Origin of the sequence: Absiella sp. AM29-15 (assembly GCF_003434225.1) — a bacterium.
Lineage (GTDB): Bacteria > Bacillota_I > Bacilli_A > Erysipelotrichales > Erysipelotrichaceae > Hoskinsella > Hoskinsella hominis.
The window spans coordinates 1-14,524 of sequence record NZ_QVFL01000018.1; the positions used below are offsets into that span (position 1 = coordinate 1).

Annotated in this window: 13 protein-coding genes and 1 tRNA gene; 5 read left to right on the forward strand and 9 right to left on the reverse strand. The window is 35.4% G+C overall.

What is annotated here, in order from left to right; translation table 11 throughout:
* The first annotated feature begins 152 nt into the window (after window positions 1-152).
* The 4 genes from DW761_RS16330 (at window position 153) to DW761_RS16345 (ending at window position 3,195) form a co-directional block, all read left to right on the forward strand.
* On the forward strand, window positions 153-548 hold the full coding sequence (locus tag DW761_RS16330) for an Hsp20/alpha crystallin family protein (protein WP_117452014.1): 396 nt from the start codon (window positions 153-155) through the stop codon (window positions 546-548).
* A 19-nt stretch (window positions 549-567) separates the two neighbouring features.
* The gene (locus DW761_RS16335) at window positions 568-963 is read left to right on the forward strand and encodes an Hsp20/alpha crystallin family protein (RefSeq protein WP_117451735.1); all 396 of its coding nucleotides are present in this window, start codon (window positions 568-570) and stop codon (window positions 961-963) included.
* 53 nt (window positions 964-1,016) lie between these two features.
* Window positions 1,017-1,427 carry an Hsp20/alpha crystallin family protein gene (locus DW761_RS16340; RefSeq protein ID WP_117451733.1) on the forward strand — a complete coding sequence of 137 codons (411 nt, stop codon included), beginning with the start codon at window positions 1,017-1,019 and terminating at the stop codon, window positions 1,425-1,427.
* Window positions 1,428-1,524: 97 nt separating this feature from the next.
* The gene (locus DW761_RS16345) at window positions 1,525-3,195 is read left to right on the forward strand and encodes a DUF1653 domain-containing protein (RefSeq protein ID WP_117451731.1); all 1,671 of its coding nucleotides are present in this window, start codon (window positions 1,525-1,527) and stop codon (window positions 3,193-3,195) included.
* A gap of 17 nt (window positions 3,196-3,212) precedes the next feature.
* On the opposite strand, the gene DW761_RS16350 is transcribed toward DW761_RS16345, so the two are convergent.
* The 7 genes from DW761_RS16350 to DW761_RS16380 form a co-directional block, all read right to left on the reverse strand.
* A complete protein-coding gene (locus DW761_RS16350) occupies window positions 3,213-4,328 on the reverse strand; it encodes a hypothetical protein (protein ID WP_117518781.1) in 1,116 nt (371 codons plus the stop codon).
* Window positions 4,329-4,333: 5 nt separating this feature from the next.
* On the reverse strand, window positions 4,334-5,158 hold the full coding sequence (locus DW761_RS16355) for a DUF4097 family beta strand repeat-containing protein (RefSeq protein WP_117518782.1): 825 nt from the start codon (window positions 5,156-5,158) through the stop codon (window positions 4,334-4,336).
* Window positions 5,145-5,771, reverse strand: a complete 627-nt coding sequence (locus tag DW761_RS16360; RefSeq protein ID WP_158553836.1) for a DUF1700 domain-containing protein — start codon at window positions 5,769-5,771, stop codon at window positions 5,145-5,147. Before DW761_RS16360 ends, DW761_RS16355 begins: the two co-directional genes overlap by 14 nt.
* Window positions 5,752-6,081, reverse strand: coding sequence for a PadR family transcriptional regulator (locus DW761_RS16365; RefSeq protein ID WP_117451724.1), 330 nt, complete (start codon window positions 6,079-6,081; stop codon window positions 5,752-5,754). Before DW761_RS16365 ends, DW761_RS16360 begins: the two co-directional genes overlap by 20 nt.
* 137 nt (window positions 6,082-6,218) lie before the next feature.
* A tRNA-Glu gene (locus tag DW761_RS16370) sits at window positions 6,219-6,294 on the reverse strand.
* Between the two features lie 141 nt (window positions 6,295-6,435).
* Window positions 6,436-7,623, reverse strand: a complete 1,188-nt coding sequence (locus DW761_RS16375; RefSeq protein ID WP_117518784.1) for a CapA family protein — start codon at window positions 7,621-7,623, stop codon at window positions 6,436-6,438.
* Between the two features lie 64 nt (window positions 7,624-7,687).
* Window positions 7,688-9,004: a neurofilament protein gene (locus DW761_RS16380; protein WP_117518785.1), complete on the reverse strand. Its 1,317-nt coding sequence runs from the start codon at window positions 9,002-9,004 to the stop codon at window positions 7,688-7,690.
* Between the two features lie 271 nt (window positions 9,005-9,275).
* Here DW761_RS16380 and DW761_RS16385 point away from each other — a divergent pair, with 271 nt between their 5' ends.
* Entirely contained in the window at window positions 9,276-10,646 is a 1,371-nt protein-coding gene (locus DW761_RS16385; protein ID WP_233513118.1) for a S1C family serine protease, read from the forward strand.
* Window positions 10,647-10,682: 36 nt separating this feature from the next.
* On the opposite strand, the gene malQ is transcribed toward DW761_RS16385, so the two are convergent.
* Together malQ and DW761_RS16395 are read right to left on the reverse strand one after the other, a co-directional pair.
* Window positions 10,683-12,155 (reverse strand): 4-alpha-glucanotransferase, encoded by a 1,473-nt coding sequence (gene malQ / locus DW761_RS16390; RefSeq protein ID WP_117451718.1) that lies wholly within the window; start codon window positions 12,153-12,155, stop codon window positions 10,683-10,685.
* 12 nt (window positions 12,156-12,167) lie between these two features.
* Window positions 12,168-14,420, reverse strand: a complete 2,253-nt coding sequence (locus DW761_RS16395; RefSeq protein WP_117518786.1) for a glycogen/starch/alpha-glucan phosphorylase — start codon at window positions 14,418-14,420, stop codon at window positions 12,168-12,170.
* Window positions 14,421-14,524 lie beyond the last annotated feature (104 nt).

Here is a 14,524-nt window from a genome sequence, read left to right on the forward strand (position 1 = left end):
AAACCATTGATTTTAAAGGGTTTGCAAAAAAATAACAAAAATATTAGCACTCAACTATTGACAGTGCTAATTTTTGCGTTATAATATAGGCGTAAAGTTGATAAGAGCTTTACAGGTAGTCATGATAAAAATAAAAAGAGGCGGTTATTATGATGATGAGATTTCTACCTGGATTATTCAATGAAGGCTTTGATGACATGTTTCATGATGTACACAATATGAAATGTGATATTAAAGAAAAAGATGGCAATTACCTGTTGGATATCGAATTGCCAGGATACAAGAAAGAAAATATTCATATGGATTTAAAGGATGGATATTTGACAATTCAGGCTACGCGTTTAAACAACGAGGAAGAACGTAATGAAGCTGGTCAAATCATTCGTCAGGAACGTTTCTCTGGAAGCTGTTCAAGAAGTTTCTATATTGGCGAAGGCATTCGCCCAGAAGATATCAAGGCAGCTTATGAAAATGGTGAATTAAAGATCACAGTACCAAAAGAACCTGTGAAAAAAGTAGAAGAAACAACATTCATTCCAATTGAATGATAGATAAAAGGAGGCAATTATGATGAGATTATTCCCTGGTTTATTTAATGATGCATTTGATGATATGATGCATGATCACAACATGATGAAAACTGACATTCGTGAAAAAGATGGTAACTTTATTCTGGATATGGAATTACCTGGATTCAAGAAAGAAGATATTCAGATGGAATTAAAAGAAGGTTATCTGACAATCAATGCCAGCCGTAACACAAACAAAGAAGACAAGGATGACGAAGGCAATATCATTCGTCAGGAACGTTTCTCTGGTACTTGTACAAGAAGCTTCTATGTTGGTGAAGATATCACACATGAGGATATCAAAGCAAGCTTTGGCAATGGTGAATTAAAAGTAATCGTTCCAAAGGAAGCTCCAAAGAAAGTTGAAGAAAAACGCTTTATTCCAATCGATTAAACGAATGAATTGGTAGGCTTTTCATTCTTAATATTCAAAGTGAGGCGATCGTTATGAAATTTCTACCAGAATTATTTAATGACACGTTTGATGAACTGTTTTATGATCCATTCTTTTCTAAATCAAGCAGCTATATGAAAACGGATATCAAGGAACAAGATGGTTGTTATCTGTTAGATATGGAACTGCCTGGATTTAAAAAAGAGGATATTCAGATGGAATTAAAGAATGGTTATCTGAGTATTCACGCAAAACGTGATGCCAACAGTGAGGAAAAAGATAAAGAAGGCAATATCATTCGCCAGGAACGTTTCTCTGGCAGCTGTTCACGTAACTTCTATGTTGGTGAAGGTGTTAAACAAAGTGATATTAAAGCAAGCTTTTGTAATGGTGAATTAAAAATCACTTTACCTAAGGTTGATCAAAAAGCGGTGGAAGAAAAGAAAGTCATCGCAATTGAATAAAAAATAGACACGGTGTAAAAATAAAACACCGTGTTTTTTTCACTTATTTTGCTCATGAAAGCGTAATTCATGGTATACTAATACCGAGGTGAATCAAATGAATAACTGGACAAAGGATGCTGTGTTCTATCATATTTATCCCCTAGGATTCTGTGGTTGTGAACAATATCATCAGGAAAGCATCAATCATCGTATTTTAAAGCTGAAAGAGTGGATTCCACATCTAGTGGACATGCATATCAACGCTGTATATTTAGGGCCTGTATTTGAAAGCTATGAGCATGGATATGATACAAGTGATTATCGTATGATTGATCATCGCTTAGGCACTAATGAAGATTTTAAAGAGGTTTGTGATGCCTTGCATGAGGCAGGTATACGTATTGTATTAGATGGCGTATTCAATCATGTAGGAAGAAGATTTTGGGCATTTTTAGATGTTATAGAAAAAGGACAGGCTTCCTGCTATTGCAGCTGGTTTCATAATTTAAACTTCTATGGACAAAGCCCCTGTGGTGATCCTTTCACATATGATGCATGGGAAGGACATTACAATCTTGTAAAATTGAATTTAAGAAATGAAGAAGTGGTATCTTATCTGTTGGAAAGCATAGCCATGTGGATGGATGAATTTCATATCGATGGTTTACGTTTAGATGCTGCGGATTGTATCGATCAGGATTTCTTTCGCTGCTTAAAACAGTTCTGTAAAGAAAAAGCTCCTGATTTCTGGTTGATGGGAGAAATCATTCATGGTGATTATAATCGCTGGGCAAATGATGAAATGTTGGACAGTGTGACAAATTATGAGTGCTACAAAGGATTATATTCTTCCCATAATGAGAAAAATTACTTTGAAATCGCATATTCCTTGAATCGTCAGTTTGGAAATGGTGGAATCTATCGTAATCTGAATCTGTATAATTTCGTAGACAATCATGATGTAAACCGTCTAGCAAGTACCCTGAAAGATCCAAATGACTTAAAAAATGTTTATACTATGTTATATACCATGCCAGGTATTCCAAGTATTTATTATGGCAGTGAATGGGCAGTCAAGGGCACAAAACATGATGGTAGTGATGCCGATATCCGCCCATGCCTTCCTTTAGAAGATCCTTCTTATGATGAAGAACTATGTGAACATATTGCCATGTTGGGAAAGATATATGGAGAACTTTCTGCGTTACGCTATGGTGCTTATGAACAACTGGTTGTACGCAATGAGCAATTTGCATTTATGCGAAAGGATGAAAAAACACATGTGGTTGTGGCATTTAATGTCAGTGATGATACCTTCACGATGGAGCTTCCATGTACGGCATTTGCATATAAAGACATGTGTAAAGATGTAGTCTATCTGGCAAAAGATAATCATATCGAATTGGATATGGAGCCAAAATCTGCATATATCCTGATTCCATGCGCAGATAATGAAAAAGGCGTAGTGAAGAAGATGCCTAAAAAAATTATAAAAGAAGAAGCACCTGAACAGGAAATCATGCCATTACCAGAAACCAAAGAAGAACAGGCAATAGTACTGCCTGTGATTGATATGCCAATTACACCTGGTGTCTATGAACATTTCAAAGGTAAACATTATACTGTGCTTTATGTCGCAAAACATAGTGAAACCTTAGAATCTTATGTTGTTTATCGACAATTATATGGTAATGGTGAAGTATGGATTCGCCCACTTGATATGTTCTTGGAAGATGTAGAAGTGGATGGTAAAATCGTACCGCGTTTCAAATACATTGGAAAATAAATTATAAAAAAATGGAACTACAGTGTAACAACTGCCTGTTCCATTTTTTCTTTCATCTCTTTAGATAAGGATTCTATATCATCACTTTCAAGTGGCAATGCCTCCATGATATCTTCTACTAATCGCTTAGGATATAACTGTTTTTGTTGAAGGACACATTGTGCCAGCAATTCATGGCAGCTGTCTTTCACAAAATCTTTAACTTCATGACGAGCACATGGAAAACCTTCCAGTAAATGATCAAAGAAATGCCAGCATTTTTGAAATAATGACGCACGCTGTGCTTTTGTTTTACACATGGTCGCAAGTGTATGATGACCACATGCTCCATCTTCCAATTGATCCTGAATATCATCAACGATCTGTAAAGCAAAGCCAAAATCAACACAGAATTGAAACTGTTCCTTTGACATCTCCCCATTAATCAAATAACCATCCGCAATTACAGATGTACCACCTTTATCAACTGAGATATCATATATTTTTGACAGATCTAAATGCTCACTTTGTTGAACCGATGCAATCTGTGCATTTTGTATCATATACAAGCCTTCATATACATTGGAAAATGTAACTCTTGGAAAGTGTGCTTCTATCATTTGCACAAGTCTATCAATCTTCATACGCAAAAGCTGTTGACTTGGTTCGTAATTACCATGCAGACGCTCGCTAAACCATTGATTAAGCTGTCTTTTTTCTTCCTTACTGCATGTTGTATCATCCAATAGATTATCTGAATAAGGATACAACATACTATACGCAAACATGGCTTCATGATATACAAGTGGCAGTTGAAACAATAACTCCAACATCCAGATAATCCAAATATTTCGCAAAGCCTGAAAAATATCTTCATCTTTTAATGTTTCATCAAATGCCCGTGCATCTTTCACAAACTGCTCGCTTAACTTTTGAAAACTTTCTGCTTCTTCTTCCTTCATCCATGATAAATCAAATATCGCATTCTTTTTTTGAAGCTTATCAAGTATCTGTGATTGATCACATTTCTTTAGCATGTTCACAAAGCGCATGTTTTTCATACGCTCTGTATGATTTGCTTTAGGAAATAGGATATCCTTTTGTGAAGTATTCTCAAACTCTTGTTTACATCTTTCTATCGCCGCATCTTTCATTATGTTTACCTAAAATGTACCTTGATGTCACCTAAGTGGCAATCAATTTCTAAACGATTGGCATTGCCATGCTTTTCTTTGATCTTACTCTTAAATTCATAGTTTTGATCTTGTATCAGTGTATCGCCTAATTTGTTTTCTATATCAAAATCAAACGTGTTCTTATTACCAGTAATTTCCATTTTGATATCTCCTAGTTTATTTTCTACTGAAGTTTCTCCTTCATATACCCCAAACATTTTGATATCTCCACAATCATTGTTTACATCTGTCTGTTTACTGTGAATATCCTGTAATGTGATATCTCCCATATTCGCTTCGATATCCAACTTTCTAAAATTCAAATCATTGATATTGATATCCCCCAGTTTATTATCCACTTCTAGATTGTATACTGCATCTTTTCTCAAAGTAATTTCCATACGTGCATTTTTCACATTATGATGGATACCCGGACGCTTGATTTTTATTTCTTTTTCATTACCGTCAAGTTTTGTTGTGACTTCACTTTCTTTGATGTTGTAAAACTTAATCTTTGATTCATTGCCTTCTTTGATTCTGATATCGCCTAAATCCATCTCAATACTTAGCTGTGTATCTTTATTTAATGGCATTTCCCATGTATTACGACTATTATCTGTATATTCATTCTCTTCCAACACATTCATGCCTAAAGAGCCTTCAAATGGCCACCAGCTTGTATTATCTTTTCCAATATGCAGTGTTTGGATATCTCCACCCATCGCAAGTCCTGCGCCTAACAATACAGAACCAATGATGACACAGATTATCGCAATCGTTATAATTATTTTTGTTTTATTCTTTTTCATAGGAATTTTCTCCTTTCAGTTTTGTGTATAAACGTGTGATAAAGCCAGTAAATGCAGGAATCATCATGCGCACCAGCTTGATACATCCCATCATTAATAATAAGCCTATTCCAATGCTCATGAAACCTGCGCCGGCATTCAACAAAGCGTTTCCTGATTCTCCAATGAAAAAGAAAGAATGAATCAATAATGGTATGCCTCCTAAAAGACAAGCCATAAAGCCAGCTAAAGCCGCAAGCGCAAATGCAATCATCAAACAGAAAAATACTAATACAAATGCAAACAGCAATAATACTAGTGGCAAGGCAATAGGCAATGCACAAATGCCAAGACAGATTGTCACAATTTTCTTTAAATTTGAAGCGTTCGCTTGTATATGTGACTTATTTTCTGTTGTATTAAAATCTCTTGTGGCGCTGTTTGCTTTTATGGTTGCCGCAAATTTTGAAGGTGAACCTAATTCTTGTAAAACGGAAGAAAGATTTTCTTCTCCAGCCTCATCGAAATACTCACTGACATAATCAATTGCATCTTCTATATCTTCTTCATTTAATCCATTTAACTTTCGTCTTAAAATCCTGATATATGTTTCCTTATCCATTTTCTCCATCATCCTTACCTCCCTGTAATATTCCATCAATCTTTGTGGAAAAATCATCCCACTCTATTACATACTCTTCATACTTCATTTTTCCATCTTCTGTTAATTGATAATATCTGCGATTTCTACCCATATATTCTTTATCATAGGTACACAGATATCCATCTTTGGTAAGCCTTCTTAATACCGGATATAATGTAGATTCACTGACGTTCACAATTTCTTTGACTTCCTGTGTGAGTTTATATCCATATGTATCTTCTTTATGTAGGATTGCCAAAACACAGGCATCCAACAATGCTGATCCTAATTGAAATATCATTGTATCACCTTTCTTCAACAATATTATACGACGTATAATATTATAAATCAACTGTATATTATAAGAAAGATACCGTTTTACCCATCCCGTACGAAAAAAAGGACAATTCTTAATGAATTGTCCTATAATTTATTAAATGGTGACGCGTACGGGATTCGAACCCGTGAGTGCATGCGTGAAAGGCATGTGAGTTAACCGTTTCTCCAACGCGCCATCTTTACTGCTCTGATAGTATACCAAAAACTAAGTTACTCGTCAAGAAAAAAATGAAAAAAGTAAAATTTAACCATATTTAGTATAATGATGTTTTTCTACTTCAAAAAAATGAAGCCGAAAAGCTTCATTTTAATATCCTTATTCCCAATCAATTTTCCCATCAAATAAAGAAGCTAGGTTTTGTTTGAGATAATCATAGGTAAAATACATACTGCATGCTCGCTGATAATGTTGTGCGGCAAGTTCTTCATTATAATCCTTAAAAGGAATCAGTTCATATTGATCATATCCATATGTAAAATGATTCACAATAGCATGCAATTTCTGGTTTTTGATTTCCACCTGCTTCGTATTTGGATTAAATACCACATCAAGATGAACAATGCCTCCTACTTCATACATATTTTGAAATTGTTCACTTGCTCTTGATACTGCAGCAGCTGAGGACACCAGATTTCCTAAAGAATACATTACAAACGTTTCTTTTCCTTCTTTATTGGTAAGTGTATCTACTCCCTGTAATGTGTGTGGATGATTTCCAACAATGATATCTACACCACAATCATTTAAAAACTGTGCTGCCTGCTGTTGTGTTTTTGATATTTGATATGTAAATTCTGTACCCCAATGCATTGCTGCAATCGTCACATCACTGACTGCTTTGGCTTTTTCTACATCTGCTTTGATCATCGCCTGATGTTCTTCATCAAATTCATGATTGGCATTTAGAAATTTATTAACCGCATATTTATGATTTTCATCAATCCATTGATTGGTGTCATAGGTATATGCCAGTATTGCGATACGGATACCGTTTTTTTCAATGATCAAAGGTTCATGATGCTCTTCTTTAAACGCTCCCGTCGTTTTGATTCCGGCATTATTTAATGCATCGATTGTTTTTTCAATCCCGACAAATCCACGATCAAAGCTATGGTTATTTGCAAATGTCAAAACATCAAAGCCAAGTTTGGATAACTGTGGTGCGATTTCTTCAGGTGCATTAAACATAAAATTAATACCTGTAATACCATATTCTCTGCCAGCAATGGGAACCTCCTGATTACCAATGCATACATCTCCATCTAACAAAGGCTTGATTTTATCAAAATAATTCTTAAATGAATAAGTATCCTTTGTTTGATAATCACTCATCCAAACATATAAAGGATCTTCTATTAATATATCACCGGTAAAAGTCAAAGATACTTCACGTTTCTCTGCTTTTGGCTGTTCATGTTGCACTTCCTCCTGTTTTTCAGGCTGCGAGCTGCATGCCGTACATAGGCACAGCAATGTGCATAATGTGATCAACATCTTTTTCATATACATTCCTCTTTACATAAGATAAGAGGAGCAATTTTTTATCACTCCTCTTATATCACTTGTTTTATTTATTGATGATATCCATAATGTTCTGATAGTAAGTATATCTACCATCAACGAACTGTAAAGATTCATAAGCCAGCGCTTTTGCTTTGTTGAAGTCAATATCTTCATATACATGAGCAAAACGATAGTAAATATAATCTTTGATCTGGTTATCTCTTAAGATATAGCCATAGCATACATCACCATGCTGGAAATCACCGTGTTTGATGTATAAATCTGCAACATCGATTAATACACGCAACTGATATTTTGTATATAAATCAGTGTATTGAGATAATACTGCATATGCGAAATCTTCATAGAATTTCACATCGTCATATTGCCAGCCCGGTAGGATGCCATAAGCGAAGTTAAAGAAGTGTTCGATGAATGCATCGACATCAACATCTAATAATTTACTTACTTCTTCAGAAGATATAATATTTTTTCTCTGTCCAAGCATCAAGATTTTTTCACAAAGCTTAAATTCTTTCAGATATTCTGAAGCATTTGCTTCTGCATCTTCACCAAGTTCAGCTTTCATAGATGCTTTTACATCTTTTTTGATTTCTTTGAAATCAGCTGCTTTAATATCCATGGTTTCTTTTACCTTATTCAGTACCACTAAAACAAGTTCTTCATCATATCCATCTTTTTCAAATGTGAATCCTTTTTCTTTGATACCGTTACCTTCAATAATATTTTTTGCTGTTACTTTATCATCTGCTTCATCTAACAGAATTCTTGTATAGTCGTTATAATCGTATTGCACACCCATTGCCTGCATCTTAGCGATACAATCATCTAAAGAATATGCTTCATATTCTTTGACATGGCTTGCTTTAGCACTTGCTTTCTTTGTAGTTTTCTTTGCCGTTTGTTTTTTAGCTGCTGGTTTCTTTTCTTCTTTTACAGCTGTTGGAGTTTTTTCTTCTGCGGCAACTGTTTTCTTGGTTGTTTTCTTCGCAGACGTTTTCGCTTCTTTCTTTGCTGGTTCTTTTTTTGCTGTTGTTTTCTTTGTTGTCTTTTTAGCTGGTTTTGCTTCTTTTACAGCTTCTTTTGTTTCAATTTTTTCTACTTTCTTCTCTTCAATTTTTTCTGGTTCTTTTGCTGCAGTGATTTTTTCTGGTTCTTTCGCTGCTGTAATTTTTTCAGGTTCTTTTGCTGTTGTGATCTTTTCAGGTTCTTTAGCAGCTGTGATTTTCTTTGTTTCTTCCTTTGCAGCAGCTACTGTTTTCACTTCTTCTACAGCTTTTGCTGTTTTCTTTTCTACACCTTTTGTCTTAGCTTTTTCAGCCTTTACAGTTGGTTTTGCTTTCTTACTAGTTTTTGGCATTTTATCATCCTCCACATTTCTTTTTTTCTTGTGAATATACTCGTCGCTAAAAATACACACCTATTATAACACGAAGCCCCCTTATATTTAACACTTCAAAGCATTATTTTGCTGGTTTTGTTGTTTTTTTCGGTATTTTCTTCTAATTTTTCACATATTTTTATTATTTTATCAGAAAAAAGAAAATATTTTCACATATTATTTAAATTTTTTTGCTATATTTTTTTCATATACTTATAGACGTAAAAGATAACAAATGGAGGTCATCAATATGGAAAATAACAACGTAGATCACAATGAAGTAGAAAGAAATAATGAAAACATGGACAATCAGGAGCCAGTGCAGGAAAGTGAAAACACACAAAAGGAAATGGAAGAAACCATTTCTTCAAATGAAGAAGAAATTGCATCTTCTAAGGAGCATGTTGAAACAGAAGAAACTTCATCCGATGGACCACATATAGAAACAACACAACAGGATTCTACAACAGCACCAAAGACGAAAACTTCTTTTATCAAGAAGCATAAAAATGCTCTTACATTCACCGGCTGTTTCTTATTAGCAGGTGTCGGTGGCTTTGGCGGCACGTATTTAGCCAATGAAATGACAGGTGCCAATAAAACAGTATTATATCAAAATACAAGCACAAATAATTCTGATAAAAATACTGCCAATACTTCCTCAATGTCTGTAAAAGATGTTGCGAACGAAACAATGAACAGTGTCGTGGAAATCCGAACAGAATCAATTAAAACAAACGAATTCTTCCAACAGGCAATCTCATCTGGCGCAGGTAGTGGTGTCATTTTAAGTAAAGATGGCTATATTGTGACAAATAATCACGTAATTGATGGAGCAAATAAAGTAACCGTAAAAACCAAAGATGGCAAAGAATATAATGCCAAGCTTGTAGGAACTGATTCTACAACCGATCTGGCTGTTATCAAAATCGAAGCTACTGATTTAACGCCTGTAGTCCTTGGTACTAGTAAAAACCTGCAGGTAGGAGATGCAGCAATCGCTATTGGTAATCCACTTGGTGAATTAGGTGGTACTGTAACCAATGGTATCATTTCCGCATTGGATCGTGAGATTACAATTGATGGGGAATCTATGCACCTGCTTCAAACAAATGCCGCAATCAACCCAGGTAATTCAGGTGGTGGATTATTTAACGATCAGGGACAATTGATTGGAATCGTCAATGCAAAATCAAGTGGCAGCAATATAGAAGGTTTGGGTTTTGCGATTCCAATTGATATTGCGAAACCAGTCATTACTTCTTTGATTGAAAACGGCAAAGTTGAAGGTCGTGCTGAACTTGGTGTCAGCTTACAAGAATATCAGGCACAAAATCAAAATCCATTTGAAGAAAACAATTCCTCCACTGCTGTGTATATCGTACAGGTACAAAGTGGAAAAGCCGCTGATAAAGCTGGTTTAAAACGTGGAGATCGTATCCTTGAAGTAGATGGCAAAGAAATAAAAGAAGTATCTGATGTAAAATCTGTCATTAGTTCTCACAAAGCCGGAGATACCATTAAAATAAAAATCGAACGTGATAATAAGGAACAAACCGTATCTGTTACCTTACTAGAAGTAAGCGATAATACAACTGAAAAAACAGCTTTTACAAACTAAAAAGAAAGGGATAAGACTTGTTTGTCTTATCCTCTTTTATGTTCTGTTAGATGCTGTGATCCATTCTCCAATCTGTGGCAGCAAGGCATAGAATTCTTTTAGATTCTTTACTTTCCATTCCCAGTTAGGAGAACCAATGGTTCCCGGCGTATTCATACGACCTTCTTTTTTCAGTCCCAGAATATCCCATGCTGGAATGATGGTGATATCTGCTTTGGAATCCATACAATAACGGATGACAAGCTCATGGAAGGTACGATTATCATATCCACAATTATGGAAGAATCGTCGAAGGGCGATTTTTTTATTTGCTTCCAAGTCCAGATAATAGCCTTCTAATGTATCATTGTCATGCGTTGTGGAATACAAAATCACATTCTCTTTTCTTGGTCGTTTTAATAATTTGACTTCCATTTCAAATTCTGCGACATTCATACCCGTTAACTGATAATGATCACGCAATTTACCAACCTGTTTTCTTAATTCGCCTAAATCTTCTACCACGATACGAATAGTTGGCAGTTTTTCAAACATTTTATCAAAGAAATCATAAGCAGGACCCAATTCCCATTCTCCGTTGATGGCAGTAGTGCTTTGTGCTGGTATTACCCAATAGGTATCAAATGCACGGAAGTGATCCAGACGGATGATATCAAAATATTGATCATTCCATGCTAGTCGCTTCATCCAGAAATCATAGTTTTCTTTCTTCATTTGACGCCAGTTATAAATCGGGTTCCCCCATAACTGACCTGTTTTAGAGAAATAATCAGGTGGAACACCTGCCACAACTGTTGGTCTTGCGTCCCCATCCAATAAGAAATCCTGTTGGTTTTCCCATACATCAGCACTGTCAAAACCTACATAAAACGGCATATCTCCCATAATTTCAATATCATGTGCATTGGCATATTCTTTTACATCATTCCATTGTTTGAAAAAGATAAACTGTAAGAACATTTCATAACGGATATCATCGTCTAGATGTTTTAAGGAATATGCGTGATCCTTGATCCAATTACGTTGTTCCATTGGCCATTCCAGCCAGTTTTTCATATCATTCTGTTTCTTTAATGTGATAAATACAGCATAGTTATATAACCAATGTGCACTGTCACAGAACGCCTGATATTCTTCTTCAAATTCCTGATAATACTTTTTAAATGTCTTATAGGCTTTCTTCAGATAAGGAAGCTTAAACTGACGTACGCCTTCGTAATCTACATACTCACAAAACTTGTTATAGTTACGAATTGAGCTTTGTTTCAAAAGTCCATAATCAGCTAATGTATCTACGCTGATATAAATTTCATCACCGGCAAATGATGAAAATGGCTGGTAGGGTGAATTGCCATATCCCATAGGATTTAACGGTAAAATCTGCCAGATGTGTACATGCTGCTTACTCATCGCATCTATGATACGATAACAATGCTTTCCAAAATCCCCTATTCCCTGATTCGAAGGTAACGAAGATATCGGCATTAAAATGCCGGCTTGTCTTTTCATTTAATGCCCTCCTTAAGATAATTTCCAGATTTCTCTGTTGTAGTCTTCAATGGTACGATCACTGCTGAAGAAGCCACTGTGTGCGATGTTTTCCAACATCTTTACACTCCATGCATGACGATCCTCGTATGCTTCCAGCATGTGTTCTTTCACATCGATATATTCCCTTAAATCCAACAATGTCATGAACCAGTCTTTATTTAATAATTCATGATAGAAACGTGATAAACTTGTTTCATCTCCGATAGAAGTCATTTCCTCACCAATCAGGAAATCTACCAAGGTATGAATCAATTCATCCTGTTCATAGAAGTCTTTACTACAGTAATCCTGTTTTGCATAATGTTCGATAACTTCATCACTGCTCTTTCCAAACATTGTACAGTTTTCTTCACCAGCCAGCTGTGCAATTTCCACGTTGGCACCATCCCGTGTACCCAGCGTAAGTGCACCATTCAACATGAATTTCATATTGCCAGTGCCACTTGCTTCTTTACTGGCAAGGGAAATCTGTTCACTGATATCACTTGCAGGAATTACTTTTTCTGCTTCACTGACATTGTAGTTTTCAATGAAACAAATTTGTAGATATGGAGATACCTCTTCATCATTTGCGATAATATCCTGTAGACACAATAAGACATGAATAATGTCTTTTGCAATCGTATAAGCAGGTGCCGCCTTCGCACCGAAGATAAATGTAATCGGTCTTACTGGCTTTTCTCCCGCTTTTACTTTCAGATATTTATAGATGATATAAAGTGCATTCATCTGTTGGCGTTTATATTCATGCAGACGTTTAACCTGAGTATCAAAGATAGAATCAGGATTGATAACGATTCCCTGTTTGCGATAGATATGCTCTACCCATTCCTGTTTCTTTATTTGTTTGATATCCAACAATGTCTGTAATGCTTCTTCATCATTCTTAAGTTTGCTTAACTCTCTTAACTTCGATGCATCTTCATAGAAGTCTTTTCCTATCCATTTTTCAATCTGATGTGTTAATTGTGGATTGCAGGAATATAACCATCGGCGAAATGTAATGCCATTGGTTTTATTGTTAAACTTCTCAGGATACAAGTTATAAAAATCATGCAGCTCGCTTTCTTTCAATATTTCCGTATGAAGCTTTGCGACACCATTGATGCTTTTTCCAAAATGAATGTCAATATGTGCCATATGCACACGTTCATCCTTTCCGATAATCGCAAGGGATGGCAAATCACTTCTTTGGGCTGCCGCTAAATCCAATGCTTCAATAATTTCAACTAACTGTGGTACAACAGTTTTCAGATAAGCCATTGGCCAAGTTTCCAAAGCCTCTGCCAAGATGGTATGGTTGGTATATGCACAACTCTTTTCAACGATAGCACATGCTTTCTTTAAACTCATACCTTCTTCACGTAGTAAGCGGATCAACTCTAAAATTACCATTGTAGGATGGGTATCATTGATTTGAATCACTACATGTTCATATAGTTTATCTAAAGGATATCCTTTTTTCTTACAATCTGCTAATATCATCTGCGCTCCACAGGAAACCATGAAGTACTGTTGATAGATACGCAATAATCTTCCATCATCATCGCTGTCGTCTGGATAAAGAAACAATGTTAGATTCTTATCAATGGCGGTTTTATCAAAGCTGATTCCATCTTTGACAATCGATTCATCCACACTTTCTACATCGAATAGATGTAACGTATTTTTCTTTCCATGATATCCAATCACATCCATATCATATTGTACAGCCTTTAACGTCATATGAGGAAATGATACCTGAATATCCGTATCTTTCTTTGTGAACCAGGATGGTTCTTCTATCCAGACATTTGGCAATTCCATTTGTTTATGATTCACAAACTTCTGCTCAAACAAACCAAAATGATAGAATAAACCTATTCCATCACCACATAAATTTAAAGATGCGATAGAGTCAAGGAAACATGCAGCAAGTCTTCCTAGACCGCCATTTCCTAGCGATGGCTCTTTTTCTACATCTTGAATTTCAGCCATCGTATATCCCATTTTTTCCACAAAGGCAACTGCCTCATCATAGATTCCTAGATTAATCAGGTTACTAGATAACATTTTACCTAATAAAAATTCTGCGGAGATATAATACAGCTTTTTATCACCTTCAACATATGGTATTTTTTCCATACGTTTTTTACATTCTTTCACTAAGATACGATAAATATCCTGTGCAGATGCTTTACCTTTTACAGCTTTTTGTTTTGTATATTTTAAAAATTCTTCCATAGAACCCTCCTTTACCTTTGTAAGCGTTTTACTTATTCTTATTTTATCACATTTTATGAAAATTTCATGCATTTTCGTAAAAAAACAAAAAAAAAGAAGCAAAT